This window comes from Neisseriaceae bacterium CLB008, assembly GCA_041228285.1.
Taxonomy (GTDB): domain Bacteria; phylum Pseudomonadota; class Gammaproteobacteria; order Burkholderiales; family Neisseriaceae; genus JAGNPU01.
Genome location: CP166133.1, coordinates 652,730 through 679,387, shown reverse-complemented (window position 1 = coordinate 679,387; position 26,658 = coordinate 652,730). Strand labels below are relative to the sequence as shown.

The 26,658-nt window shown below is 53.5% G+C and carries 20 protein-coding genes; 10 read left to right on the top strand and 10 right to left on the bottom strand.

Annotated elements, in window-relative coordinates; all coding sequences use genetic code 11:
• Positions 1-57: 57 nt before the first annotated feature.
• The 3 genes from AB8Q18_02945 to AB8Q18_02935 all read right to left on the bottom strand — a co-directional run bounded on the left by AB8Q18_02945 (position 58) and on the right by AB8Q18_02935 (position 4,151).
• Positions 58-1,650, bottom strand: a complete 1,593-nt coding sequence (locus AB8Q18_02945; protein XDZ52017.1) for an ATP-binding cassette domain-containing protein — start codon at positions 1,648-1,650, stop codon at positions 58-60.
• Positions 1,651-1,838: 188 nt separating this feature from the next.
• Positions 1,839-2,852, bottom strand: coding sequence for a PTS transporter subunit IIC (locus AB8Q18_02940; GenBank protein ID XDZ52016.1), 1,014 nt, complete (start codon positions 2,850-2,852; stop codon positions 1,839-1,841).
• Between the two features lie 72 nt (positions 2,853-2,924).
• Positions 2,925-4,151 carry an argininosuccinate synthase gene (locus AB8Q18_02935; GenBank protein ID XDZ52015.1) on the bottom strand — a complete coding sequence of 409 codons (1,227 nt, stop codon included), beginning with the start codon at positions 4,149-4,151 and terminating at the stop codon, positions 2,925-2,927.
• 275 nt (positions 4,152-4,426) lie between these two features.
• Here AB8Q18_02935 and AB8Q18_02930 point away from each other — a divergent pair, with 275 nt between their 5' ends.
• A complete protein-coding gene (locus AB8Q18_02930) occupies positions 4,427-4,942 on the top strand; it encodes a hemerythrin domain-containing protein (protein XDZ52014.1) in 516 nt (171 codons plus the stop codon).
• 50 nt (positions 4,943-4,992) lie between these two features.
• Here the strand turns inward: AB8Q18_02930 and AB8Q18_02925 are convergent, their stop codons facing one another.
• From AB8Q18_02925 to mgtE, 3 genes are all read right to left on the bottom strand, one after another.
• On the bottom strand, positions 4,993-5,376 hold the full coding sequence (locus AB8Q18_02925; GenBank protein ID XDZ52013.1) for a DUF1090 domain-containing protein: 384 nt from the start codon (positions 5,374-5,376) through the stop codon (positions 4,993-4,995).
• Between the two features lie 73 nt (positions 5,377-5,449).
• On the bottom strand, positions 5,450-6,292 hold the full coding sequence (gene prmC, locus AB8Q18_02920) for a peptide chain release factor N(5)-glutamine methyltransferase (protein ID XDZ52892.1): 843 nt from the start codon (positions 6,290-6,292) through the stop codon (positions 5,450-5,452).
• A gap of 60 nt (positions 6,293-6,352) precedes the next feature.
• On the bottom strand, positions 6,353-7,813 hold the full coding sequence (gene mgtE / locus AB8Q18_02915; protein XDZ52012.1) for a magnesium transporter: 1,461 nt from the start codon (positions 7,811-7,813) through the stop codon (positions 6,353-6,355).
• Positions 7,814-8,248: 435 nt separating this feature from the next.
• Between mgtE and AB8Q18_02910 the strand changes: the two genes are divergently transcribed.
• The 3 genes from AB8Q18_02910 to AB8Q18_02900 all read left to right on the top strand — a co-directional run bounded on the left by AB8Q18_02910 (position 8,249) and on the right by AB8Q18_02900 (position 12,959).
• On the top strand, positions 8,249-9,394 hold the full coding sequence (locus AB8Q18_02910) for an efflux RND transporter periplasmic adaptor subunit (protein XDZ52011.1): 1,146 nt from the start codon (positions 8,249-8,251) through the stop codon (positions 9,392-9,394).
• Positions 9,395-9,406: 12 nt separating this feature from the next.
• The gene (locus tag AB8Q18_02905) at positions 9,407-12,457 is read left to right on the top strand and encodes an efflux RND transporter permease subunit (GenBank protein XDZ52010.1); all 3,051 of its coding nucleotides are present in this window, start codon (positions 9,407-9,409) and stop codon (positions 12,455-12,457) included.
• Between the two features lie 67 nt (positions 12,458-12,524).
• The gene (locus AB8Q18_02900; GenBank protein ID XDZ52009.1) at positions 12,525-12,959 is read left to right on the top strand and encodes a type IV pilin protein; all 435 of its coding nucleotides are present in this window, start codon (positions 12,525-12,527) and stop codon (positions 12,957-12,959) included.
• Positions 12,960-13,124: 165 nt separating this feature from the next.
• On the opposite strand, the gene AB8Q18_02895 is transcribed toward AB8Q18_02900, so the two are convergent.
• Positions 13,125-14,495: an APC family permease gene (locus AB8Q18_02895; protein ID XDZ52008.1), complete on the bottom strand. Its 1,371-nt coding sequence runs from the start codon at positions 14,493-14,495 to the stop codon at positions 13,125-13,127.
• A gap of 432 nt (positions 14,496-14,927) precedes the next feature.
• Between AB8Q18_02895 and AB8Q18_02890 the strand changes: the two genes are divergently transcribed.
• Complete coding sequence (locus AB8Q18_02890) at positions 14,928-15,785, top strand: symmetrical bis(5'-nucleosyl)-tetraphosphatase (protein ID XDZ52007.1); 858 nt, start codon at positions 14,928-14,930, stop codon at positions 15,783-15,785.
• Here AB8Q18_02890 and AB8Q18_02885 read toward each other — a convergent pair.
• Positions 15,782-16,684 carry an RnfABCDGE type electron transport complex subunit B gene (locus tag AB8Q18_02885; GenBank protein XDZ52006.1) on the bottom strand — a complete coding sequence of 301 codons (903 nt, stop codon included), beginning with the start codon at positions 16,682-16,684 and terminating at the stop codon, positions 15,782-15,784. The genes AB8Q18_02890 and AB8Q18_02885 overlap by 4 nt on opposite strands.
• A gap of 308 nt (positions 16,685-16,992) precedes the next feature.
• On the opposite strand from AB8Q18_02885, the gene rfbB reads away from it, so the two are divergent.
• The 5 genes from rfbB to AB8Q18_02860 all read left to right on the top strand — a co-directional run bounded on the left by rfbB (position 16,993) and on the right by AB8Q18_02860 (position 21,570).
• Positions 16,993-18,006, top strand: a complete 1,014-nt coding sequence (rfbB, locus tag AB8Q18_02880; protein ID XDZ52005.1) for a dTDP-glucose 4,6-dehydratase — start codon at positions 16,993-16,995, stop codon at positions 18,004-18,006.
• Positions 18,003-18,890, top strand: a complete 888-nt coding sequence (rfbA, locus tag AB8Q18_02875) for a glucose-1-phosphate thymidylyltransferase RfbA (protein ID XDZ52004.1) — start codon at positions 18,003-18,005, stop codon at positions 18,888-18,890. Before rfbB ends, rfbA begins: the two co-directional genes overlap by 4 nt.
• Positions 18,880-19,416 carry a dTDP-4-dehydrorhamnose 3,5-epimerase gene (gene rfbC / locus AB8Q18_02870; protein XDZ52003.1) on the top strand — a complete coding sequence of 179 codons (537 nt, stop codon included), beginning with the start codon at positions 18,880-18,882 and terminating at the stop codon, positions 19,414-19,416. The genes rfbA and rfbC overlap by 11 nt, the downstream gene beginning before the upstream one ends.
• Complete coding sequence (gene rfbD, locus AB8Q18_02865) at positions 19,416-20,273, top strand: dTDP-4-dehydrorhamnose reductase (GenBank protein XDZ52002.1); 858 nt, start codon at positions 19,416-19,418, stop codon at positions 20,271-20,273. The genes rfbC and rfbD overlap by 1 nt, the downstream gene beginning before the upstream one ends.
• A gap of 274 nt (positions 20,274-20,547) precedes the next feature.
• Positions 20,548-21,570, top strand: coding sequence for a cytochrome-c peroxidase (locus tag AB8Q18_02860; GenBank protein ID XDZ52891.1), 1,023 nt, complete (start codon positions 20,548-20,550; stop codon positions 21,568-21,570).
• A gap of 71 nt (positions 21,571-21,641) precedes the next feature.
• On the opposite strand, the gene AB8Q18_02855 is transcribed toward AB8Q18_02860, so the two are convergent.
• Entirely contained in the window at positions 21,642-24,071 is a 2,430-nt protein-coding gene (locus AB8Q18_02855) for a xylulose 5-phosphate 3-epimerase (protein ID XDZ52001.1), read from the bottom strand.
• A 185-nt stretch (positions 24,072-24,256) separates the two neighbouring features.
• Positions 24,257-26,656, bottom strand: a complete 2,400-nt coding sequence (locus AB8Q18_02850) for a heavy metal translocating P-type ATPase (GenBank protein XDZ52000.1) — start codon at positions 26,654-26,656, stop codon at positions 24,257-24,259.
• Positions 26,657-26,658 lie beyond the last annotated feature (2 nt).

Here is a 26,658-nt window from a genome sequence, read left to right as displayed (position 1 = left end):
AGATTAAAGGCAGGTATGCAAGAGAGCCAAAGCACCGCTTAAGCTCGCCCAAACTCATCAGCCCAATTGCAGAACTCCCTCCACCGCCAAAGCCGCCACAAACTCAGGGCGATGCGACACCACCAGCCAAGCGCCTTGATATTGATTCAGCGCCGCCACCAATAAGGCTCTTGAAGCCTGATCTAAATGATTATCCGGCTCGTCTAACAGCAACAGTGCTGGCGCTTCAACGCCGCTAAACAAACAGGCCAAAGCCACTTTGAGCTGCTCACCGCCACTAAGCAGCCCCAGTGGGTATAAGGCTTTATCGCGCCGTAGCCGCAGCTGCGCCAAACGGGTTCGATATTCATCTTCGCGCAGCCCCGGCGCCAACGCCATAAAATTAGCCAAGGCGCTGAGCTTGGGGTCAAGAAAAGAGAAATGTTGATCCACTCGCAACACCGATGCCGTCGTCTGAACCGCCCCAGAGTGCGGTTCAACGGCACCCTCTAGAGCCGCCAACAGCGTCGATTTACCGCTACCATTAGGCCCTAATAGCGCCCACTTTTGTCCAGACCTCAGGGTAAAATTTAGCGGCGTTTGATCGCCATAAGGTAAAACCAAATCGCAGGCACTGGCCACGATTGGACCTGTCGGCGCCAAAGGCGCCACGCAGAGGCCTAAAGGATCCACGTCAAGCACCTGAGCACTGGCCTCGGCCTGTGCCGCTAGAGCGGTCTCTAAACGATGGCCGTACTGACTATTGACCCGACCTTGGCTGGCTTCAGCGCGGTTTTTTTGCCTATCCAGCGACAGCTTGCCTTGTCCCGCGGCAAAGCGCCCTTTTTTACCGCGACTTTGCGAGCGCTGAGCACGCTCCTGTAGCTGCTGCTGCGCCGCCATCGCACTGCCAACGGCACGTTGCTGCTTGGCCAACAGGGCTTCTGCGCCGGCCTGGCGCTGCGCCATGGTCGCCTGATGAATCGCCCAACCACCTTCGCTACGGTGCAAACCCAAGGCATCCAGCTCATCGATCACTTCGGCCCAGGCCAATAAGCGCTCATCGTGGGTAATCAACAGCACGCCTAGTTCAGCCGCCCGTAGCCAATCGCCCAACCACGCCACGCCAGCCTGATCCAAATGGTTACTCGGCTCATCCAAAATAAGCGCGTCCACACCGGCATAGTGTAAGGCCAATAATCTCACCTTGGTCTGCTCGCCCCCGCTGAGTAAACCTAAGGGCTTCCTTAAAACATCGGCCTGAAGTCCCTGTTCGCTAAGCCGCTCACTCAAGTCGTCGGCCACCAACCAGCCTTGCGGCCCTGCCTCTGCCAACAGAGTGAAATCCGCCTCGCTGGCCCGACCTTCTGCCATACGCGCCTGCGCCTGCAACAGCGGCCACACGCCAAACAGCTCGGCCACAACCAGATCAGCATCGGCAGGCTGCTGGGGCAAGTAACCCACTCGACCATGATGCCAAATTTGGCCAGCAGTGGGCGCCAAACGCTTGGCCAAAACGGCGCCTAGAATGGATTTGCCCACGCCATTACGGCCCGTCAGGGCATGGATACGCCGCCCTATACTGAGGGAAATGTTTTGAAATAAGGGTTGGGTGCTGTCGGGAAATTCTACGCACACAGCCTGTGCGTCAATGATGATGGGTGCCGTCATATAAGCCTCTTTTTTTATCAACCAATACCCACTCAACGCTCAATCATGAGGCGCTCAGCGGCGAAATATAAAAAGAAGTACTTAGTTCATGGCCATCCTTTGAAAACAACAGCGAATCTGTTGATGCTTTTATTATCCACACAAAAGGCAGGCCACGTCAATGCCCTGCCCTTGGTGTGGCTCTATCTTTAAACGTTGAGCTTTAAATCGCCCTCTTTAATCCAGCCTTTTTTACGGCACCAAGCGGCCACCAACAAGGTCAACAGCGCCGGCAAGATAAAATGCAATAGCCCAATCGACAGCCACACCTGAGCGCTATTGCCCATGGCATTAATGGTGCCCACTTGGCCCACGAGTCCGCTGGTGCCCATACCGGCACCGGACGGAATATTGTGCATTTTAAACACCAGCGTTGAGATCGGTCCCAAAATAGCGCTGGCCACGATGGGCGGAATCCATACTCTGGGGTTGCGCACAATATTGGGCATTTGCAGCATACTGGTGCCCAAGCCTTGGCTCAATAATCCAGAAACCTTATTCTCTCTATAGCTCATCACCGCAAAACCCACCATTTGCGCACAGCAGCCAACGGTGGCCGCACCGGCCGCCAGCCCACTCAGCGATAAAGCAATGGCCACCGCCGCGCTCGACACAGGCAGGGTCAGCAAAATGCCCATCACCACCGCCACCACCATCCCCATCAAGAACGGTTGTAGCTCGACCGCCCACATGATCAAGGCGCCAATGGCCGACATCATGCTGGCAATCGGCGGGCCGATGAACTGCGCCACGGCCAAGCCAGCGACCAGCGTCACGGCTGGCGTCACCACAATATCGATGGGCGTGAGCTTGTGCACCAGCTTACCCAATTCAGCCCCACAGGCCGCAGCCACAAAGCAGCCAACAGGACCACCTAGGGCGGCACCCGCAGTGCCCGTCACCACGCTGGCAAACAGCACCAGCGGCGGCGCTTTTAAGGCATAGGCCACGCCCACGCCGATGGCGGCACCCATCAGACTTTGCGCCTGGCTACCCACCTCGATGAGCCAAGGCACATTCGCCCAACCGCCGATGGTTTTTAAAATCAGGCCGACGATCAACGAGCTAAACAACCCTAGAGCCATAAAGTTAAGTGCATCAATGCCGTAGCGTTTGAGGCTAAATTCAATATTGCGGTCACGTAGAAAAGCATGGACGTTCATGAGGTCTCCCTACTGCGTACACAAAAAGGCTAAAAAAAAGCCCACGCAATCGTGGGCTTGGTTCAGCAATCTTTACTTGCTGCGTTTGCGGGTGGCGGCAGCCACACGTAGACGCAAAGCATTCAAACGAATAAAGCCAGCAGCATCTGCGTGATCGTATACGCCGCCGTCTTCATCAAATGAAGCAATCATTGGGTCAAACAATGAATCAGTGGCTGACTCACGGCCCACAACAATCACGTTGCCTTTGTACAGTTTCAAGCGAACGCTACCGTTCACGTGCTGTTGGCTGTTGTCGATCAAAGCTTGCAGCATTTCACGCTCAGCGCTCCACCAGTAACCGTTGTACACCAATTCAGCGTACTTAGGCATGATTTCATCTTTCAGGTGGGCGGCGCCTTTATCCAAGGTAATGGATTCAATCGCACGGTGAGCCTTCAACATGATGGTGCCGCCTGGGGTTTCGTAGCAACCACGGCTTTTCATGCCTACATAACGGTTTTCTACGATGTCCAAACGACCGATGCCGTGCTGGCCGCCCACTTTATTCAAGTGTGCCAAAACGGTGGCAGGTGACATTTTTTCGCCGTTAATCGACACGATGTCGCCTTTTTCATAGCCTAGCTCAATGTATTCAGCTTCGTCTGGGGCATTTTCTGGGCTAACCGTCCACAACCACATGTCTTCTTCTGGCTCGTCGGCTGGGTTTTCCAAGGCCAAACCTTCGTAAGAAATGTGCAATAGGTTGGCGTCCATAGAGTATGGGCTACCGCCTGATTTACGTTTGGTGATGTCGATGCCGTTTTGCTCAGCATAGGCCAATAGCTTTTCACGGCTCAATAAATCCCACTCGCGCCATGGGGCAATCACTTTAACGTCTGGAGACAAAGCATAATAGCCTAGCTCAAAACGCACTTGGTCATTGCCTTTACCGGTCGCGCCGTGCGACACAGCTTGAGCACCCACTTGATTGGCGATCTCAATTTGACGCTTGGCAATCAAAGGACGCGCAATAGAGGTACCCAACAGGTATTCACCTTCGTAAATCGTGTTGGCTCGGAACATTGGGAACACGTAATCTCGGACGAATTCTTCGCGCAGGTCTTCAATGAAAATATTTTCAGGTTTAATACCCAAATCAATGGCTTTTTGTCGTGCCGGTTCAACTTCTTCACCTTGACCCAAGTCAGCCGTAAAGGTCACCACTTCACACTGGTAAGTATCTTGTAACCACTTTAAAATCACTGAGGTGTCCAAACCGCCTGAATAGGCGAGCACCACTTTCTTAATATCAGACATGAAACTACTTTCTTTGTATGGTTGAGATTAACGAGCGCTCAAAACGCGTTGCCACAATGTTTATAGATTTATTAATCGAACACGCAAACAAGGCATGAAATACGATCATTGACGTACTTCATGCCAAAGGGCAAAATCAGTACATGATTTTGCCCTGGATTAGATTGTGTTCAATCATTCAGTTCATTATACACATTGACGCCTACACGCCTAGTCCCTGTACGCCCTTTTTTCGCATTTATTCTTGATTCGCCTTTTGAGAGACCTCTTTCGCTATGGATTCACTCTTCAGAAACGGCCCAGCAGTCACATTTAACGAGCCTATTGAACTACTTAAGGCCTGCCACGGCAAAGTGACGCGTTTTAGCCAAGATCTATTGGCCTTACCCGACTACGTTGCCGAACAGGGCGTCAACCCCACTGTAGTCGCGGCCATCACTCAGATTCGCCACTACTTCAATCTAGGCGCCAAACTGCATCACCAAGACGAAGAAATCAATCTGTTTCCGCTCTTGATCAAATACGCTCCCGACACCCAAAATAAAGTCCAGCAGCTGTTATGCGACCACCAGAAGCTCGACCTTGCCTGGCAAGGCGTTGAGGCTAGCCTCATCCAGCTCCTGCAAGACCCGCACACGGACTTAAGTCACTTAGCTGCATTTGCTCAAGCCTATGCCGACCATATTGAGCGTGAGGAGCCACTGTTTGATTTAGCGCTAGCGACCATCCCTGAACCGCTACTGGGCAATATGGGCCATCTGATGGCCGATCGCCGCCAAACCCGCCCATAAAAAAACGCCTGGTTTCCCCACCAGGCGTTGCGGCTGAATCACGTTAAGGTTTATTTCACCCCAGCCGTGTCCTTAATCACTTGCTGCAATTCTTGCTGTTTGTCCAAAAGCTTACGGCGTTTCTTATCGGCCTTGCTGATACGGCCCTGATCTTCTGCCTGCTTGATTTCGGCTTCCAGCTCGCGAATCTCTAAGCGTTTTTTATCTGCTTTAAGCTGTTGATCACGCACCACATCGCCATCCTTGCAATAGGTACGCACATTGGCTAAGGCACGCTCTACGCCCGCCACTCGATGACGATTGCCATACTTTTTAGCGTAGTCTAATTCAGTTTCTAAAGCTTTTACTTTATTGGCACAAGGGCCTGCGGCCAGCGCGGGTGCGCTACTAACCAAGACGGCCACGCTCAAGGCCAAAGCGATCATCGATTTCATCATCATCCTTTTTAAATATATTCTAAAGATTATCTAAACTACCTCTGCGTTTAGCAATCACATTTACATAACTTTAAAAAGAAACAATACCCGGCCATTGGCCCATGCTCAAACGATCCAGCCCAGCCAAGTCGGTTTCTGTGGCCACTTGGCGATAGCCAATTCGCTTCAGTAAAGCACGTACTGCCGGCCCTTGATCATAGCCATGCTCTAACAGCAGCCAGCCGCCGGTTTTCAAAAAAGCCGGCGCACCCTTGGCCAAAATGGTTAAGGCAGACAGACCATCAATGTGATCGGTTAACGCATTTTTAGGCTCAAAACGCACATCGCCCAGAGCCAAATGGGCGTCATCAGGCTCAATATAGGGCGGATTAGACACCACCACATCAAGGCTAAAGGGCGGGATCTCCCCCACAAAGGCATCAAACCAACTGCCCGCTTTAAAACACACCGATGCCGACAGCTGTTCGGCGTTGGTCTGGGCCACAGCCAAAGCCTCAACCGACACGTCACTGGCCCATACTTGCGCCTGTGGGCACTCCAGCGCCAGCGTGATGGCCACAATGCCGCTACCGGTGCCTAAATCCCAAACCTTGGGGGTCTCAGTCGCTGCCGCCTGAATTTTGGCCATGGCGGCCTCGACCAAATGCTCCGTCTCCGGGCGCGGAATCAGCACGCTGGGCGAGACGTGAAACGGCCGCCCATAAAACTCTCGCTCACCCAATAAATAAGCCATGGGTTGGCCCTGCAGGCGCGCTTGGACCCAAGCGTCTAGCTGCGCTTGCTCAACCGTTTTGAGCTGGCGATCGTCTTGGGTAATCAGTTGGCTGCGGCTCAGGCCAGTAGCCGCCTGCAACAGCATGCGTGCTTCTAGCCTGGGCAGGCTACAGCTTTTAAGCCAGCCACCCACAGTCATGGGGGCTGGATGGGAAGAATCAAGTTGGGTCATAAACACCTTATCCGAGCACGAAGCGGTTTACAATAAGATGAGGCTGGCGAGGCCCAAGAAAATAAAGAAGCCACCGGAGTCGGTGACGGCGGTGATCATCACGCTGCTGCCGAGGGCTGGGTCTTTGCCAAATTTTTGCATGGTCACCGGGATCAACACGCCCATGGTGGCCGCCAAGGCAAGGTTCAGCGTCATCGCCGACACCATCACGGCGCCCAGCTCAAAGCTGTCGTACAGCAGCCAGGCCACGCAGCCCATCACCGTTCCCCACACCAAGCCATTCAATACGGCCACGCCCAGCTCCTTACGCCACAGCTTGAGCGACTGGCCCATTTGCATCTGGCCCATGGCAATAGCGCGCACAATCATGGTGATGGTCTGGTTGCCGGAGTTACCGCCAATACCCGCCACAATCGGCATCAAGGCTGCCAACGCCACCACTTTTTCAATCGAACCTTCAAACACCCCGATCACGCGGCTGGCAATAAAAGCAGTACACAGATTAATCGCCAGCCACATCCAACGGTTTTTCACCGAATCGATGACGGGGGCAAATAAATCTTCTTCCTCTTTCATACCGGCCATGTTCATGATGTCGGTGGCTGATTCTTCACGAATCACGTCCACCATCTCATCCACGGTGATGCGACCAATCAGCTTTTGATTGCCATCAACAACTGGGGCGGTCACTAAGTCATAGCGCTCAAACGCCAAAGCCGCTTCTTCCACATCGTCTTCAGGCTGAAACATCACCACGTCGGTGGCCATCACGTCGGCCACAATGTCTTCAGGATCGGCGACTAAGAGCTTACGAATGGGCAATACACCCTTCAAAATACTGTCTTCATCCACCACAAAAATCTTGTCCATGTGGTCGGGCAAATCTTCAAAACGGCGCAAATAGCGTAAGACCACTTCACAACTCACGTCGGCGCGGATGCTCACGAACTCAAAATCCATCAGCGTGCCGACTTGATCCTCCTCATACGACAAGGCGGCGGCAACTTGAGCGCGCTCCTTCTCATCTAAAGTGCTTAAGGCGGCATACACCACTTGCCTAGGCAAATCATGGGCCAATTCAGCCAACTCGTCGGTGTCTAAATCGCTCATGGCGGCCAATAGCTCGGCCTTAGTCATGCCTTCAATCAAGGTTTCGCGCACCGCGTCCGAAACTTCCAGCAAGACTTCGCCATCGTTCTCTGGGCCGGCCAAGCGCCACACCAACAGCCGTTCGTCGACGGGTAAGGATTCTAAAATACGCGCCACGTCGGCCGGGTGTAATTGCTGCAGTAAGGCGATCAAATCTTGATAGGCCTGCTGCTGCTCGGGCTCATGAAACTTCACCACATCCATCGCTTGACCGTGCACGATCAGGCCCGACACCGGCATTAAGGTCGCGATCCAATCATTCACTTGGGTCATGTCGACGATTTGTTTGTATTCGTTTTTTTCTGGCGAAGCAGGCACGTTTGGTTCAACTGAGCTCATAGATGATTCATTACCCCGTCTACTCATCAAACTGAGTATTTTTAGATAGATTAACAGATACTTGGATGACAGCCTTGGGCACGTTTCGAACAGTGCAGATCAGGCGATCTGCAACTTAAAAGAAATAATGACATAGATAATCCAAAAACAGCCCTAATGGTACACTAATTGGCTGTTATGCCAAAGTATCCACAGGCTGATGACCATAAATAATGTCCGTCATAGCGTGTTCTGAGCCACAAATCAGCCCCATCTGGCGACACCTTCGATTTTATAAGACAATTTTAAGACTTAAACGCAACAGTCATCATTTAGCCTTGATTCAATGTTAAAATTAGCCCAGCGCCTGCAACCTAACTTGCATAATCTGGTCGAATGCTCTGCATGTAGGGGAATATCAGCGTTACTCGGTCAATTTTATTTTTAAGAATACTCATGTCTAAACACTCTTCTATTCACGGCCACGGCAGTCCCCGTCGACTGCTGTGGCTAGCCGTTTATGCCAGCTTAGCCATAGGGCTAGGCGCCTGTTCGGATAAAAAAGCGGACGATGCAGGCAGTGGCCCTGGTCGTGGACGGGCTGCAGCGAGCATCACGGCGCTGACCGTCACCCAAGCCCCTCTGGACAAAAAAGTGGCGGCCTTTGCCCAAATAGAAGCCAAGTACGCGCCCAATATCGCCACCGAAGTCGCCGGCATCGTCACCCAAATTTTGGTGACGGAAGGCCAGCTAGTGACCGCAGGCCAAGCGCTGGCCCACATTGACGCGGCTGACCTAGAGAGCAAAAACCTCGCCGCCAGCGCCGACGTCGCGCGCCTACAGGCCTTGGCCACAGAGCAGGCCAACCAGCTGCGCCGCGATCGCACCCTGTTTGAGCAAGGATTTATTTCTCAGGCCGCCTTAGAGAATACTCAAGCTCAGGTGACCGCCACCCAAAAACAAGTGGCCGCAGCCCAAGCTCAACAAGCCCAAACCCAACGTAATGTTGGCCGCAGCGTCATCAGTGCGCCCTACTCGGGCAGCATCCAAACCCGTATGGTCAACCTAGGCGAATACGTGAATCCAGGCAGCGTGCTGTTTGGCTTCAGCAGCACCGGTCATCGCCAGGTCAAGCTGTCACTAGGCCGTAACGACGGCGCCCTCGTGCGCATCGGCCAAACCGTTTTACTCGGCGATCAAGCCCCTTATCTAGAGCTCACCGTCAGCGAAGTGCGCTCCGACCTAGACCCCGCCACGCGCGCCAAAATCATTTACGCCCTCTTGCCCGATGACGCCCCCTACGTGGCCGGCGACAGCATGAAAGCGCAGATTGTGGTGGCCCAGTCGCCCACCCTCAGCATCCCCAAGCAAGCCATTGTGGAGCGACCAGAAGGCAAAGTCTTATACGTGGTCAAACCGGACAATACCGTGACCGAACGCCTGATCAGCACCGGCTACACCGACGAGCAAGTGGTTGAGATCACCGACGGCCTACAGGCCGGTGAAACCATTGCCATCGATGGCGCTGGCTTCCTCAGCCAAGGCGCCAAGGTCGACATCACTAAAGCCCCCATGGCCAAAGCCATCCCCATCGCACAATAGCCTAGGACAGACATGAATTGGATTAATTTATTCATCAAGCGCCATGTGCTGGCGCTGGTGCTGAGCACCATGGTGATTCTCTTTGGGACGGTGGCTTATCAGCGTATTGGCGTGGATCGCTACCCCTCCATCGAACAACCGACGTTAAATGTCTCCACCACACTGGATGGCGCGACGCCAGACGTGATTGACCAAAGTATTACCCAGCCGATCGAAAGCGCGGTCAACCGCGTGGCCGGCATCGACTTAATTGAGTCCACCTCCAGCACGGGGAGCTCACGCGTTCAGCTGACGTTCAACCTCGACAAAGACATCGACGTGGCGTTTAACGAGGTGCAGTCTGCACTGGAGCGGGTGCGCCGACGCTTGCCCGACGACGCCGACGCGCCCATCGTGTCGAAGTCAGACCCCAATAGCGCGCCCATCATGATGATGTCGCTCAACGGCAACCACACCGAGCGCGAGCTATATAAATACGCCAACAACATCATTTCCAAACAATTAGAAGTCATCGACGGCGTCGGCTCAATCGCCGTTTTCGGCCGCGGCCAAAGGGTGATTCGCGTCTCCGTCGACTCGCTTAAACTGGCCGGCTATGGCCTGGGCATTCAAGACGTCAGCGCCGCTTTACGTAAAGAACACCGCCAAGAGGCCGGCGGTACCTTGGTGTCGGGCAGCCGTGAATACGTCATCGATTTGGATCAGGAATACCACAGCGTTGAAGCCTTAAAAAGCGTGGTGATCACGGCCAAAAACAATCTGCCCATTATGCTGCGCGACGTGGCCACCGTCATTGACGGCGAAGGCGACATTCGCTCGATCAACCGCACCAACGGCCAGCCCGGCGTCAGTATTGCGGTGATCCGCGTGCCCAATACCAACACCGTCAGCACCGCCGATAAAATCATGGAACGGATTGAACAGCAGATTCGCCCTAGCCTGCCCGAAGGCATGCACTTAGACATCGCCAACAACTCGGCCTCTTACATTAATGAAATGGTCGAAGCGTTGAAGTCTCACTTAGTTGAGGGGACGCTGTTGGCGGCATTGGTGGTGTGGCTGTTCCTGCGTAATTGGCGCGCCACGCTGATCGTGTCCACGGCGATTCCCGTGTCGCTACTGGGCGCCATTGCGCTGATGTATTTCCTTGGCTATACCTTCAACACCATTACCCTTTTGGGCCTTTTACTGTTGATTGGCGTGGTGGTGGACGACGCCATCGTGGTGCTAGAAGCGATTCACCGGCGCGAAGAAGAAGGCGATGAGCCTATGGTGGCGGCTGAAAAAGGCACCCAGGAAGTGGTGTTTGCCGTGGTGGCCGCCACCCTCTCCTTAGTGGCCATTTTCTTGCCCATCGTCTTTTTAACCAGCACCGTGGGCCGGCTCTTTAACGCCTTTGCCGTGGTGGTTGCTTTCGGGGTGATGGTGTCGCTATTCGTGTCGCTGACGCTCACCCCCATGCTGTGTTCACGCTTCTTAAAAAGCAAGCGCCAGCCAGGCAAGCTCTACCAAAAGCTGGAACACCTCTTTATTGTCTTAGAGCAAACCTATACTCGCGCTCTGCTGTGGGTTTTAAATCACCGCCAAAAAGTGCTGTATGGCTGCTTGGCGCTAGTCGTGGTGGGCTTTGGCACCTTGCTGCTGTTGAAAACCGAGTTTTACCCCACCGAAGACGAAAGCCGCTTTGACGTGCGCCTACGCACCCCTATTGGCTCCAGCGTGTTTTACACCGACAACCGCGCCCGCGAAGTCGAGGCACGCCTCAAAACCATGCCCGAAATCGACACCGTCTTGGTTCAAGTCGGCCGAGGCGGGGGTAATAATGCCAATATCAGCGTTCGCCTGAAGCCTAAAAATGAACGTAAGGCCTCACAGGCTGAACTGATGGAGCAGACCAAAAAAATCCTCAGCGACATTCCCGGCACCAAGCTCATTGTGTCCGCACCACCTCGTCTGGGCGAAAGCCGTGGCGGTAGCCTGCGCTTCTCCGTCGTTGGCAGCGACAAGAACACGGCCCAAACCATAGGCATGAAGTTGGCGGAAGAGCTAGAAGCAACTGAGCTATTTGGCCGCATCGACAGCGACACCGAAAACGAGCAGCCACAGCTGAAGGTTCAGGTTAAACGCGAGCAGGCGGCCCAACTGGGCCTCAACACCCAAGACGTCTTGGCGGCGGTAAACGAGCTCACTGCGGGTAAAAACGTAGGCCAATTCTCTGATGGCGACGGCGAACGCTACGACATTCGGGTCAAATCCAGTACCGCAGCGATGAGTAAGCCACAAGATTTAGCCGAGAGCTATATTCGCTCAGGCAGTGGCCAAATGATTCCGCTGTCTAGCGTGGCCGACATTGAGCCCACCCTCAACGCCAGCCAGATTGAGCGCAGCTCCTTGCAATACGCCATCAGCTTCTCTGCCTCGCCCACAATCGCCCTAGGCGACGCCATGACCATCGTCACCGATGCCTCACGCCAAATGCTGCCGCCTGGCTATTGGGTTGAATTTAAAGGCCAAGCGCGGGAGCTGTCACGCTCTGGTGGCGAGCTGATGTTTGTATTTGGCCTGGCCACGCTGATGCTGTATCTGGTGCTGGCGGCGCAGTTCAACAGCTTCTTACAGCCAGCGCTGATCATGTTGGCCGAGCCGTTAGCCGTGGTCGGCGGCTTAGTCGCACTGTGGCTGTTTGGCCTGTCGTTGAATATTTATTCCGTCATTGGCCTGGTGCTGTTGATTGGCCTGGTCGCCAAAAACGCCATTTTATTGGTCGACATCACCAACCAATACCGCAACCAGCTAAACATGGACATTGACGAGGCCTTGGCCAAAAGCTGTCCGATTCGTCTGCGCCCGGTGTTGATGACCAGCCTAACCGTGGTGTTGGCCATGCTGCCGGCGGCATTAGGCCTCGGTGCTGGCGCCGAAACCAACGGCCCCTTGGCCGTGGCGGTGATCGGCGGCATGATCAGCTCGACCTTCTTGACTTTGCTGGTCATCCCTGCGGCCTATTCATTATTGGCCCATTGGCAGCTACGGCGCGAACAAAAAGCCTTAGCTAAACCCTAGCTCGGCATTTGCTTGACTCACTGGCGTTTCGATACAGTCTACTCAGACCTTATCGAAACGCTTTTTTATGCTCAACCCCTTTTTTGGGCGCACGCGTCAGCGTGGCCACAGCCTCATCAGCCTGCTCTTGGCGCTCGCCATCAGCGCCCTCTTGGCTCAAGCTGCCAACCAGGCCTTTCAACAGCAGCGGCTCATCGTTAAGCGCCAACAGGCCAAACAGGCCCTCATCCACAACGCCCTGTTCCTAGAGCGCCATTATGCCCAGCACCACAGCTTTAAAGCCTCGGGCAACGCATGGCCTGAGCTGCCCTACCCACGCACCGACGACTTTGCCATCCGCCACAGCGGCAGTCCCACTAGCGTTAGCCGCGCCGACGTGTACTATTTGATTGCCGAAGCCTTACCCCACCATCGCGACCGCGCCATTTTGCGACTTGACCAATCGCAACAGGTGCTATTGTGCCTACCCCACGACAACAGTCAACGCTGTCGCCTATATTAACGCCTATTTTTTAAGCAATGCAAAAAATGCCTGCCGCAACAACCACTAAACCCATCCGCCCACATCTTATCCACACCTTCACACCCAGTTTCTGTGGGTGAACGGGGATAAAAAAAGCCCAGCGCGAACGCTGGGCTGTTTCGGTGACGGTTTCACGCGAAAGCATTAATCTTCAGTAATCGGTGCTTTATCTAAAAAAGCCTGTGGGTATTTTTTAAAGCCTTTGGTCACCACAGCCAGATAAATCAAGCCCAGCGCCATCCAAACTAAACCCCGATACAGCGACTCGATCTCGATGAAATACCACAGCAGGCCAATGCTCAAAGTCCCGCAAGCAGGCAGCAACAAATAATGGATGTTGTTCTTGAGGCCACCGCGTAAGCCATCACGCCAATAATACTGCACGATCACCGACAAATTCACAAAGGTAAAGGCGGTTAAGGCGCCAAAGTTGACCAGGTGCAAAGCCTCTTCCAAATCCAAGAAAATGGCGGAAAAGCCAACAATGCCCACCAAAATCACGTTGATAGACGGCGTCTGCCAAGTCGGGTGAACGTGGCCAAACCATTTTTTCGGAAAAATACCGTCGCGGCCCATCACATACATTAACCGTGAGGCACCGGTATGCGCTGCCATGCCCGAGGCAAATACGGTCACAATGGAGAAACACAGTCCCACCGATTGAAACGCTTTACCCGCCACGTAGAGGAAGATTTCAGGCTGACTTTCATCCGGTTTTTGGAACACCGATTCGGTGTGCGGAAAATAAAGCTGCAAGAAATAAGTCGTGATGATGAAGATCACCCCACCGATCAAGGCGGTCAAGAAAATCGCGCGCGGAATCACTCTGGCGGCATCCTTGGTTTCTTCCGACAGCGAGCTTAAGCCATCAAAACCCAAAAATGAAAAACACAGAATCGTGGCGCCGGCCACCATGCCTGAGAAGGCAAGCTCAGACGACACAAACGGCTCGCTGCTCACTAAGGTACCAGACCCCTCACCTTGCGTCAGGCCGTAGGCCACCATCCCCACAAACACGGCAATAAACAGCATCTGAAACACCACGATCACGGTGTTAAAATGCGCCACAATTTCAATGCCTTTGAGGTTGACCACCGTCATCAAGATCGATAATCCGACCACGAACGTCCAAGTGGGCACATCAGGAAACAGGGTGTGCAGGTAGATGGTCGCCAATAGAATATTCACCATAGGCATGAATAAATAATCCAGTAGCGACGTCCAGCCCACCAAGAACCCTAAGCTAGGACTGATGGTCCGCTGCGTATAGGTATAGGCAGAACCTGACGATGGAAATCGTCGAGCCATGTGACCATAACTCAACGCCGTGAACAGCATGGCGATCAACGCCACTATGTAAGCACTAGGGACATGATTGTCGCTTTTGTCGCCCACGATGCCGAACGTATCAAATACGGTCATTGGCTGCATGGTGGCCAAACCCACGATAATCACCTGCCACAACACCAAGGTTTTCTTTAACCCTGGGTTTGTGTGTTTTAAATCCGCGCTCATAAATAATCCCCCGTATAGCAGGCTAAAGCATTGCGCATCTCAATAAGGCGCAAACTAAATGAGTGAAACACTGTGAAACCGTCCAGTGTCTAGAATGAAAATCATTAGAAAACAAAAAATGGGCCGACGTCGTTAACGACCGTACCCACTGATGGCTGGTTGAGGGCCCTTGTTCATTCTGATTCAAACGGGGGGCAATTCTACATGGATTAACCGCTTTGGGGCCAAAAATTCAGGCCATTTATCGCACAAATAATCGATTCTGTGGCTAAAATATTGAAACACACCACAAGTTACTTAAAATACAATCGCTTACTTTAGTAGCTAATGTTTATAATACCGCGAATAATTGATGTTAAAATGGCACGATTAGGCCAACTTCAGCTGGCCCCCTATTTTCAGCATTAAAAGATGCCCACAAGGACCAACATCATGGCGCACTATGTCATTGGCGACTTACAAGGTTGTTTTGACGAATTTCAGGCTTTATTGAATAAATTAGACTTTAACTATGGCAAAGACACGCTGTGGCTCACGGGCGACATCGTCAACCGTGGCCCTAAATCGCTAGAAACCATCCGCTTCATCATGCAGCATGAAGACTGCATGCAAACCGTATTGGGCAACCACGATCTGCACCTCTTGGCCGTCTACGAAGGCTATGGCCGTCTAAAAAAAGGGGACACCCTAGACGGGATTTTAAACGCCGTCGACAACAAAATCATGATGGACTGGCTGCGCTCACGCCCGATGATGTTGGCCGATGAACGCTATGCCCTCGTGCACGCTGGCCTATTGCCAGAATGGTCTATCGATCAAGCGCTGGATTTAGCCGAAGAAGTAGAGATGGCTTTAACCTCGGTGTATTACCGCGAAGTATTTAGCCAAATGTACGGCAATAAGCCTAATCGCTACCGCAGCAGCCTAGAAGGCATGGATCGGCTGCGCCTGATCATCAACGTCCTCACCCGCACGCGGGCGATTACTCGAGACGGCGCATTGGACTTGGATTTTAAAGGTAAGCCTAAAAAGATGCCGCCAGAGCTGATTCCTTGGTTTCAGGCCGAGCACAAGGCCTACAGCAGCCACACCATTTTGTTTGGCCACTGGTCGTCGCTGGGGTTTTATGATGAAGATGGTGTGGTGTGCTTAGACTCTGGTGCTCTTTGGGGCGGTAAGCTGACGGCCATGAATCTGGCCGACCACAGCACCACCAAGGTCAAAAGCCAGACCAGCCTGCCCTTGATGGAACCCAAAAAGAAAAAAGACGCGGTCGAAAAACCGGCTTAAGACTTGGTTTTTTTCAAAGCGCGCGCCGCGCGCTTTTTGTCTCGCAGCAGGGCAATCGCCTGCTGTCGCTCGGTTTCAGAACCATATTTAATGTCACGCTGAGCATTGCGAATGGCAGCGTCATGGGTCGCCGTATCGAGCTGCTCCTGCTTATAGGCCGCTTCTGCGGCCTTTTGCTCATCGGTTTGCTGATTTTCACTCAAGCGCGCTTTGGCACGCGCCATGGCGGCGGCAATGATGTCGCTGGGGCTGGCCATTTTCAGCACGGTCACGTCTGGTTCGCCTACCTCTGGCTCTTTTGCCAAGGTCAGCTTGGCCTTAAGCTGGGCTTGTTTTTCTTGCAAGAACGCCTCGCGCGCGGCCTTATTACGCAACAGTCGCAAAGAGCGCGTTTCATAGCGATGACGTGCATATTCAGCCGCCGAGCGTGGCGTTTCAAACGCTGCCTCATGCAATAGCGCCCCGCCTTGGGGCAGGAACTCACTCTTCACAGGCACTAAATCAATACAGTCTACTGGACAAGGCGCCACGCACAGCTCGCAGCCGGTGCATTCTTTGGCAATCACGGTGTGCATGCGCTTATTCGCGCCCAAAATGGCGTCTACTGGACATGCTTTAATGCAGGCGGTACAGCCAATGCACTCAGCCTCGCGGATAAACGCCAATACTTTAGGTTTGGCTGCCTTAAGCGCCACCTCTGGCGCAAACGGCAGCTCAGGCACGGTTAAGATTTCCGCTAAGCTGCGCATGCCAGCCGTCCCGCCTGGTGGGCATAGATTAATGGGCGCGGCGCCTTCCAGCATGGCTTGCGCATAGGGCAGACACCCATCGTAACCACACTGCTGACATTGTGTTTGCGGCAAGCTGTTATTCAGCTTGGCCAATAAAACTGCGTCCATTCTGACCTTCTATCCTCACTTAAACTAACTTTAATAAATTACTGAATACTCTTAAAACAATAATTTAATCAAACGCTATTGCCCCGAAAAAAACCCCGACGTTACGGGCCTAAATAGGCTAAACGCTTGGTTATTCGAGCACAATCGGCGCATCACGATAAGGCCGAGACTACGACCATTTAACGCCAAAAGCGAGCATTTTAACAAAACTTTAAACATTCTGCCGCTTTATTCGCCAGCATGAATACAGCGCAGCGTGCCAAAATTCTTTATACTGTTTCCTTTGATGTGTTGTTTAAAGGCCAAACGTGCGTACTCCTTGTTATTTTATCACCGGCGGTGCTGGTTTTATTGGCAGCCATTTGGTGCGTTTTTTGCTCACCCACACCAACGCCAGCGTGGTCAACATTGACTGCCTCTCCTATGCCAGCCAGCCTCAGGCCTTGGCCGACCTAGCCCAGCATCCACGTTATTATTTCTGCCACAGCGACATTAATGATGGCGCTACTTTAAACCAACTTTTTAACCAGCATCAGCCACAGGCCGTCTTACATTTGGCCGCAGAGAGCCACGTCGACAACGCCATTCATAGCCCTGAAGCCTTTATGCACAGCAATATTCAAGGCACGTTTACGCTATTGGAAGAAACCCGACTGTATTGGCAAGGTCTATCAGCCCAGAAACAAGCTGACTTTCGGTTTCTACACGTGTCGACCGACGAAGTGTTTGGCGACCTAGCCTTGGGCGCGCCGCCGCTCACCGAGGCCGCACCCTACCGCCCGAGTAACCCCTATTCGGCCAGTAAGGCCGCCAGTGATCATTTGGTCAATGCCTGGCACCGCACCTACGGCTTACCGACTTTAATTACCCACTGCACCAATAACTTTGGTCCGTGGCAGCATCCTGAAAAACTGATTCCTCGCATGTTGGCCTGTGCCCTCGAAGAAACGCCACTGCCGCTATATGGCGATGGCCACAACAGCCGCGACTGGCTCTACGTCGATGACCACATTCAAGCCCTCTGGCTCATTTTAAACAATGGCGTCTGCGGCAGCGACTACCACATCAGTGCCCAGCAAGAAGTCAGCAATCTTGAATTGGTCAGCCGCCTTTGCCAGCGCCTTGATGCGCTTAAACCGAGAGCCTCAGGCCAATCCTATGCCGAGTTAATCAGCTTTGTCACCGACCGCCCAGGCCATGACGTGCGCTACGCGCTCAACGCCGACAAGCTCAAACGCACCCTAGGCTGGCACATTGCCGTGGATTTCGACACCCGTCTGGAACAAACCGTGCGCTGGTATTTAGAAAGCTTAAACCCATGAAGGGCATTATTTTAGCCGGCGGCACCGGCAGCCGGCTGTTCCCGATTACCCAAGCCGTGTCCAAACAGCTGGCGCCCGTATACGACAAGCCGATGATTTACTATCCTCTGGCCGTACTGATGCAGGCCGGTATTCGCGACATCCTCATCATCAGCACGCCGCATGATTTACCCCAATTTCAACAGCTGTTTGGGGACGGCAGCGCGCTCGGGCTGCGCCTAGACTATGCCCCACAGCCGCAGCCACAAGGCATTGCCCAGGCGCTGCTCATTGCGGCTGACTACATCGGCCCAGCACCGGTGACGCTGATTTTGGGCGACAACTTATTCTTTGGTGACCCTGTTCATGCTGCCCTCGCCAATGCGTTACGGCACCCGCAGCAGGCGCATATTTTTGCCCAACAGGTGGCGGCGCCAGAACGCTTTGGCGTGGTGGCTTTTGATGCAGCAGGCAAGCCCACCCACATCATCGAAAAACCAAGCCAGCCGCCATCAAACTATGCCGTCACCGGCCTTTACGTTTACCCTAAGGACGCAGTAGCCATGGCCCAGACACTGACGCCCTCGGCTCGAGGCGAACTCGAGATTTCCGACCTCAATCAAGCCTATTTAGCCCAGGATAGATTACAGGTCCATCCCTTACCAGACAGCGCCATCTGGTTCGACACCGGCACCTGCGACAGCCTATTGGCGGCTGCCCAGTTTGTGGCCCATACCCAAAGCAGCCTCAAGCGTACCATTGCGTGCTTGGAAATCATCGCCTTCCAAAACTCATGGCTGACCTTAACCGATCTTAAAGCCAGCGCCCAGCCGCTACGGCACAGCACCTACGGCCATAACCTGTTACAGTTTATTCAGCAACAAGGAGATGGACGTGCAGATTGAAGACACTGTTTTAGAAGGCGTCAAGCTGCTGCGTCCACGCGTCTATCCAGACGCGCGCGGCTGCTTTTTGGAAACCCACAGCCAAGCACCCTACCAAACGTTGCTAGGCGATCAAGCCCAATTCGTACAAGATAACCTCTCCTATTCCAGCCTCGGCGTTTTGCGGGGCCTGCATTACCAAAAAACGCAGCCACAGGCCAAGCTGATCACCGTCTTACAGGGCAGCATCTACGACGTAGCCGTGGATTTACGGCCGCATTCGGCCACGTTTGGCCACTGGTATGGCGTGACCTTACAAGCGCGGGAACAAATCTGGTTGCCCGAAGGCATGGCCCACGGCTTTTTGACTCTCAGCCCTGAAGCCATTGTCAGCTATAAATGCAGCCGCTATTATGCCCCCGAAGACGAAGGCTGCCTGCTGTGGTCAGACCCGATGCTGAACATTGCCTGGCCATTACCCACCGCAGCCCAACCCATTTTATCGCCCAAAGACCAACAGGGCTCGTTATTGAAGGATCTTGCTTAATGCACATCGTCGTTGTCGGTGGTTCTGGCCAATTAGGCCAATCGTTACAGACGCGCTGCCCCCAAGGCTGGCGCATCAGCGCCCTGTCGTCACAGCAGCTCGACGTCCGCGCCGATCAAGCCATTGATCAGCTGCTGGCGCTACAGCCAGACGCCATCATCAATGCCGCCGCCTACACCGCCGTAGACGCCGCCGAACAGGCGCCAGATGCAGCCTTTGCCGTCAATCGTGACGGCGCAAAACGCGTGGCGATAGCGGCTAAGAGCCTAGGCTGCCGCCTGATTTATGTGTCGACCGACTATGTGTTTGACGGTCAAAAAATGGCCGCCTATGTCGAAGCAGACACCCCTTGCCCCATCAATGTTTATGGCCACAGCAAACTTGCCGGTGAAGAGGCCACTTTAGCCACTTTGCCCACCGCATTGGTGTTGCGCACCAGCTGGTTATTCAGTGAATACAGCCCCAATTTTGTGCAAACCATTTTCAGCAAAACTTTAAGCCAAAGCGAGCTGGCCGTCGTACATGACCAAATTGGCCGCCCCACCTATGCCGGCGACGTCGCTCATGCCTTATTCACGCTGCTGGCTATGCCCACCCTACCGTCAGGGCCACTACACTACGGTGGCAACCGCGCCATCAGCTGGTTTGGCCTGGCTCAGGCAATTCAAAAAGTTGTGGCTCAATACCAAGCTGAAGCCCCACAGGCCCTGCTTAAGCCCGTATTGTCTAGCCATTACCCCGACGCGGCGCCGCGCCCGCATTACGCCGTCCTCGACACCACGTTGAGCCAAAGCTTAGGCCTCCCCCCCAGCGATTGGCTCACCCAATTAGTCCATACCCTCGATCAGCACTATTAATATGCCAATAAGGCAATGCCGCCATTTTATGTCGACATTGCCCTTAACTATGGCCTAATTAGTCTTAACTTATCAGGGTATAGATAACCTGAACTATCTGATTTCTGTCAATACTGAAATAACTAGACGCTGTAGCCTTGCCCTTGTTGATGGACACAATAACAAGTACCACACCACAGTTTGTCGTTTTATCCATAATAAGGAGCGGGTTATGAAGTCTTGGAAAAAAATCAGTTTGGTCTCAATCGCGGCCGTCGGTTTATTCGGCGTGTCAATGACCATGGCCAATAATGAAATAGGCTTTAACAAAGAAGCGTTACACCAACAAGCCAAGGGCATTTTTGCGCCTCTACCCAAAGAGGCCTTAAATACGGAGAACCCTTACACCAAAATCAAATCAGACCTCGGCCAAATGCTGTTCTACGAACCACGTTTGTCTAAAGGCCATACCGTCAGCTGTAATAGCTGCCACAGCCTCGCCACCTACGGCGTGGACAACCTACCCACCAGCCAAGGTCATAAAGGCCAGTTTGGCGACCGTAACTCCCCCACCGTTTTGAATGCTGCACTACTGGGCAGCCAATTCTGGGATGGTCGTGCTAAGGACGTGGAAGAGCAAGCCGGCGGCCCCATCATGAACCCAGTTGAAATGGCGATGCCACACCAAAACCTGGCCGTAGACACCATCGCCTCAATTCCTGAATATCAGGCATTGTTTAAACAGGCCTTCCCTGGCGAGAAAAATCCGGTCAATATGCCGAACATTCAAAAAGCCATTGGCCTATTTGAACGTACTTTACTCACCCCAACACGCTGGGATGACTATCTAAACGGCGATGCGAAAGCCTTAACTGAAAAAGAGCTGGTGGGCCTGAATAAATTCATCTCAACTGGCTGTATTGCCTGTCATCAAGGCGTAAACCTTGGCGGCGACCAATTCCAGAAATTTGGCTTGGTTAAAGACCCATACTGGCAATTCACCGGCAGTAAAAAACGCGACGAAGGCCGTTTCCAAGTGACTCAGTCTGAGGACGATAAATACTTCTTCCGCGTACCTGGTTTACGCAACGTGGCGCGTACCTACCCCTACTTCCATGACGGCAGCGTTTGGAGCCTAGAAGAAAGCGTGGCCATTATGGGTGAAGCACAGCTGGGTCAAACCTACAGCAAACAAGACGTGAAAGACATCGTAGCCTTCTTGAATGTCTTAACCGGTGAAGTGCCGGCAGCGGCTAGACAGTTGCCTATTTTACCTGCGGCGACTGCTAAAACCCCAATCCCAAGCAGCCTAGATTAAACACCTCACCACGACCAACCAAAAAAACACCCTCATCTGAGGGTGTTTTTCGTTAGGCTGTTGTGACCGACTTAACGCAAAGTTAAAGGATCACCCATACCCATGACGGCAGCCGCCTCTGCTTCGTTAAGCCACTCATCAAACGGCAGCTCGCTCACCTGTGCCGCAGCGCTTAAAACGTGGGCCCAGGTACAGCGGTTGGCAAACAGCATACCCGCTACGTCTAAGGTACCGCCACGATTGATGTAGCCTAGGCTCGCGGTTTTTTTGGCGCTGCGCACCAACGGCAATAGATGACCTATAGCCACCTCTGGACGCATGTGGCTGACAAACACGCGGCGTTTGATGTCTTTCGGGAAAATGGCTTCGCGTTGGGCATTGCCTACGCATACCTCCTCTTCCCACGCATCTCGAGGCTGACGGAAGCGGCCTGGCTCTTGCAAATACACCACGCGATGGCTTTGCTCGACTTCTTGCAAGCGCTCAGACGCGCGCAGTACTGCCTCTAGCTGATAAGAACCGGTGGCAATCAATAAAATCGGCTTCTCTTTGCCTTTCTTATTGGGGCGACCGCGATAGTCGCCTAAAACCAAAGCCCCGTCCTGAGCCAAACGCTTGGCTTCATTCGCTTCAAAATAAACCGAACGCGCCTGCTTAGGAATCACCATGCAGCTGATCTGTCCGCGCGCCTGATACACAGAAGGCAATAAGGCCAAGGTACTGTTGTGATCGGCAGGGAATAACACCCGCATGGTGTCGCTCATCTCGCCCAGCAATGCCTCACAAAACGTGGTGTCTTGATGCGACTGCTCATTTTTGCCGTTTTCCCACGTGTGCGACGTCGCAATCACGGGAAAGCCCAGCCAGCCAGCAGGACGGCCAATTTCTTTACGGTGGCGAGCAAAAATCAACTCTTGCCGTACCGCGCCCAGCATCTTCACGCAAAACGCCTCATAGCTGGCCACTAAGTTTAGCCCCGCCTTATTGGCCAAACAGGCTGAAACCACGGCCTCTTCATTCAAGGCGGTGATGATTTTTCCGTCCACTGCCTCTAAATCGCTTTCGGGGTCAGTCACGCGGTGTTTCAAGGCTTTCAACACACCAGACAATCGGTTCGAAGCCAGCTCATCGGGATTACCGACCTTGGCACGCAGCTGCGGATTAGCGGCAACGATGCCTTGGAAGAACTCATCCACGGCACTCATCGGCGAGCAGGTGTCGTTATGAAACGGTACCTGCGGCAAAATGGGGTCGTCTAAGTGGCGCGCAGCCAAAGGATGGTCACGTTCTAAAGCACGGCCTTGGCCTTCGTGTTGGCACAATACTTGCAGCGACTGGCTCAGCTCATCAGGAGACACCCACAGCGTGGCGGCGTGCTGATTAAAGATGGCCCGAGCAGGCTCATCTAAAAATGGATTAGCCGGCAGCGGCAGGTTGTGTGCCGCATTTTCACCGGCTCCATAAAAGCCATAGCCTTTCGTGGTTTCGGCAATGCCGTAGGGGATCGGTAAAGGATAGGCTTTTTTGCCCGCCTTGAGCGCGGCCACGCTTTTATCTAAGCGCCGCTCCATTTCAAACATCGTGGTGACAAAGGCTGCTGGATCGGTGCCATCAAAAATAATCGGGTCAAAACCGCAACGTTGCTGATGGGTCATGAAGCCTTTTAGGCCTTCGTAGGTGCCCATTTCAGTGCGCTGCTCGATTCGACGGCCGTTGGCAATCATGATGGGGAGCGTTTTGCCAGTGTCTTCGGCACGCCACCAGCGAGGAATCCAATCGCTGCCGCGCTGTTCTTCTGCCGCGCCATCAGACAAGAAAGTCACCAAGGTTTCGCCCGGCAACGGCATGTGACCATACTGCAGTTCCGCAAAACCTAAATAACCACCTTCGCTAATGCCGCCTGCGGTGTAAGGGTTCACATGGCTGCCCAAAGGCGCGCTGGGGCGGCCATCGGCAGCCTGCTCATAGCCATAAAAATCCTGCAACAGCTGTGCTAAGCCAGCCTCATTAAACGGATAGCGTTCGGCCTGCTCTGGATGCAGGTTGCGGGTCAAGACGTTAAGGGCATCAATGGCGGCCACGCAGTGGCCCTGGCCCATCATCCAGCTACGGGTGTCGCCCGTCAGCGCATTCCACGCTAAATAGCTGGCGTAAGCCGGCACAATATTTAAAGCACCACCGGTATGGCCTTCGGGCGTTTCTTTAAAGTCGGCCTTGGCCAAGGGGCTGCCATCTAGCTTCAGCTGCTTGGCGTAAGTCATGTGCACCACCAACCATAGGCCAGCGCTGCTGAGTCGGTCTAAGGCGATCAAATGTTCGTACACCGCATCCACATTCGGCTGCTTGCCCTGCTTCACCAATTGTTCCGCCATATGAATGGCGGCGCTTTGGGTAAATGGCTGATGCTGGATCACCCCAAAACCTTGGCGCCAAGTATCAAATAATGGATTTTGGGCCGCATATTGGTCCAAAACAGCTACATCTAAAAGGGTATGACTCATGCGCTTAGCTCTCCTATCGTCTACGCAACGCGTTATGATGCACTCATTCTATGACAAAATACCGCTTGATTCATCTATGGCTATAAAAAACAGCGCGCTGGGCGGACATCCTCTTCGCCAAGCGCGCTGTTGACGTGTTGTCATCAGCTTAACACAGTCTATGAAACAGTACTTATGCTCTAGTCTTAATCATTAAAGCCTTGTGGCCGCCAGCGTTTCAGCCATAAGGCATTCATCACCACGCTGACGCTGCTCAGGGCCATGGCGGCACCAGCAAAAGCCGGATTCAAGAAACCAAAGGCGGCCAATGGAATGCCGATGGTGTTGTATAAGAATGCCCAGAACAGATTCTGCTTGATCTTACGATCGGTGCGGTGGGCAATCGACAAGGCACTGGCGATCAAGCGATTATCGTCACGCATCAGCGTAATGCCAGCAGCGTGTTTGGCCACATCGGCGCCTTGGCCCATGGCAATGCCCACGTCGGCAGCCGCAAGCGCCGGTGCATCGTTCACCCCATCGCCCACCATGGCCACTCTGGCCCCCTTGGCCTTCAGCGCCAAAACGTTTTTAGACTTGTCCTCCGGCAACATTTGGGCACGCACATCGTCCAAGCCCAACTGTTTGGCCACATGCTGGGCCGCCCCTTCTTTGTCGCCGGTAAACATCACACAGGTCACCCCTTGGGCCTGTAGCGCGGCAATGCCTGCTTTGGCGGTGGCTTTGATTTCATCGCCAAACACCATAAACCCCAGCAGCGTTGACTCACCTTGCGCTGGCGCTTGCATCAGCCAAGACACCGTACGGCCTGCGGCTTCAAATTCATCGGCACGGGCACGATAGGCGCTTAAATCCACGTTTTTTTCTTGCATTAAGCGGTCGTTGCCTAAATAAGTCTGCACACCGGCCACTTTGGCTTCTGCGCCCTTACCCACAATGTTTTGCATGTCGGTGGTGTCGGGCAAACTTAAGCCCAAGGCCTGGGCGCGATCTTTAACCGCCTGCGCCAAAGGATGACTACTGCCTTGCTGTACGGCCCCAGCCACGATGAGGAATTCAGACTCGCTCAGGCCATCGCTGACGCTGGCCACCAAGCTTGGCTGGCCTTCGGTTAGGGTGCCGGTTTTATCGAACACCAGCGTGTCGATGGCGTGAGCCCGCTCTAAGGTTTCGGCGTCTTTAATCAAAATGCCATACTTCGCAGCCACGCCTGTGCCCGCCATAATCGCCGTAGGTGTGGCCAAGCCTAAAGAACAAGGACAGGCAATCACCATCACCGCCACCGCCGTCAAGATTGCATGCCCCCAGTCACCGGTGCTTAAGCCCCAAACCAAAAAGGTAATCAAGGCAATCACCAGCACAACCGGCACAAAAATGGCGCTGATTTGGTCGACGCGGCGCTGCAGTGGCCCTTTGGCAACCTGAGCCTCTTCCACTAAGCGAATGATGCGTGCCAGCGTGGTTTCAGCACCGATGGCGGTGGTTTTCACCAAAATCGCCCCGTCGGTGTTCACCGAACCGCCAATGATTTGGTCACCGACGTTCTTGTTTACCCACTCACTCTCACCAGTCAGCAAGGATTCATCCGCCGCCGTCATGCCTTCTAATACTTCGCCATCGACGGGCATCCGCTCACCGGGCAAAACCCGCACCACGTCATTGACCTGAACCTGGGCAATCGCTACTTCAACCTCTTCGCCATTAATCACCACTCGTGCCATTTCTGGACGTAAAGCATTTAACGCACGAATGGCTTCTGTGGTTTGACGCTTGGCGCGCGATTCTAGCCACTTACCCACGAGGATCAGCGTGATCACCGCAGCTGAGGTTTCAAAATACAGGTGTTGCCGCCCAAACAGCCATTCATAAATCGACAGTCCAAACGCGGCGCTGGTGCCCAAGGCCACCAGTAAATCCATATTGCCGGCCCTGGCCTTCACCGCTGCCCAACCGGCCTTATAAAATCGCCAGCCAAACACAAACTGCACCACGCCGGCCAAGACAAATTGAATCCAGGCAGGCGGCATCAGGTGAATGCCGAACGGCATTAAAATCATTGGTGCCACCAAGGGCAAGGTTAAAATCACTGAAGCGATCAGGATCTTGGTTTCTTTATTCAAGCCTTTGCCATCGTCTTCAGTTTTCACACCCGCCTCATGTAGGCGCGCAGGATAACCCGCTTTTTGTAAGGTGTGCATCAAGCCGGCGACGGACGTACCCGTCAACACGGTAACGCTGGCCTGCTCCGTAGCCAAATTAACTTGCGCCTCCAGCACGTCTGGCTGTTTTTTGAGGGCTTTTTCAACCCGGCCCACACAAGAAGCGCACGTCATTTCACTGACATCGAACACCAGTTTTTCGGTGGTCACGCCGTAACCGGCGCCTTCTACGGCTTTAATGAGGGCCGCGACATTGGTTTGTTTCACGTCATACTCAACCGTAGCCTGATTAGTCATGAGGTTGACAGAGGCAGACACAACACCCTCTACTTTCCCCAAGGCTTTCTCGACCCGACCCACGCATGAAGCACAGGTCATTTCAGTCACCGCTAGGCGTATGCTTTGGATTGATTGTTGCTGATTCATGC

Bases quoted from the DNA above. Each gene is read 5' to 3' on its own strand.
- AB8Q18_02945 (XDZ52017.1), bottom strand. From the start codon at position 1,650: ATGACGGCACCCATCATCATTGACGCACAGGCTGTGTGCGTAGAATTT.
- AB8Q18_02940 (XDZ52016.1), bottom strand. From the start codon at position 2,852: ATGAACGTCCATGCTTTTCTACGTGACCGCAATATTGAATTTAGCCTC.
- AB8Q18_02935 (XDZ52015.1), bottom strand. From the start codon at position 4,151: ATGTCTGATATTAAGAAAGTGGTGCTCGCCTATTCAGGCGGTTTGGAC.
- AB8Q18_02930 (XDZ52014.1), top strand. From the start codon at position 4,427: ATGGATTCACTCTTCAGAAACGGCCCAGCAGTCACATTTAACGAGCCT.
- AB8Q18_02925 (XDZ52013.1), bottom strand. From the start codon at position 5,376: ATGAAATCGATGATCGCTTTGGCCTTGAGCGTGGCCGTCTTGGTTAGT.
- prmC (XDZ52892.1), bottom strand. From the start codon at position 6,292: ATGACTGTGGGTGGCTGGCTTAAAAGCTGTAGCCTGCCCAGGCTAGAA.
- mgtE (XDZ52012.1), bottom strand. From the start codon at position 7,813: ATGAGCTCAGTTGAACCAAACGTGCCTGCTTCGCCAGAAAAAAACGAA.
- AB8Q18_02910 (XDZ52011.1), top strand. From the start codon at position 8,249: ATGTCTAAACACTCTTCTATTCACGGCCACGGCAGTCCCCGTCGACTG.
- AB8Q18_02905 (XDZ52010.1), top strand. From the start codon at position 9,407: ATGAATTGGATTAATTTATTCATCAAGCGCCATGTGCTGGCGCTGGTG.
- AB8Q18_02900 (XDZ52009.1), top strand. From the start codon at position 12,525: ATGCTCAACCCCTTTTTTGGGCGCACGCGTCAGCGTGGCCACAGCCTC.
- AB8Q18_02895 (XDZ52008.1), bottom strand. From the start codon at position 14,495: ATGAGCGCGGATTTAAAACACACAAACCCAGGGTTAAAGAAAACCTTG.
- AB8Q18_02890 (XDZ52007.1), top strand. From the start codon at position 14,928: ATGGCGCACTATGTCATTGGCGACTTACAAGGTTGTTTTGACGAATTT.
- AB8Q18_02885 (XDZ52006.1), bottom strand. From the start codon at position 16,684: ATGGACGCAGTTTTATTGGCCAAGCTGAATAACAGCTTGCCGCAAACA.
- rfbA (XDZ52004.1), top strand. From the start codon at position 18,003: ATGAAGGGCATTATTTTAGCCGGCGGCACCGGCAGCCGGCTGTTCCCG.
- rfbD (XDZ52002.1), top strand. From the start codon at position 19,416: ATGCACATCGTCGTTGTCGGTGGTTCTGGCCAATTAGGCCAATCGTTA.
- AB8Q18_02860 (XDZ52891.1), top strand. From the start codon at position 20,548: ATGACCATGGCCAATAATGAAATAGGCTTTAACAAAGAAGCGTTACAC.
- AB8Q18_02855 (XDZ52001.1), bottom strand. From the start codon at position 24,071: ATGAGTCATACCCTTTTAGATGTAGCTGTTTTGGACCAATATGCGGCC.
- AB8Q18_02850 (XDZ52000.1), bottom strand. From the start codon at position 26,656: ATGAATCAGCAACAATCAATCCAAAGCATACGCCTAGCGGTGACTGAA.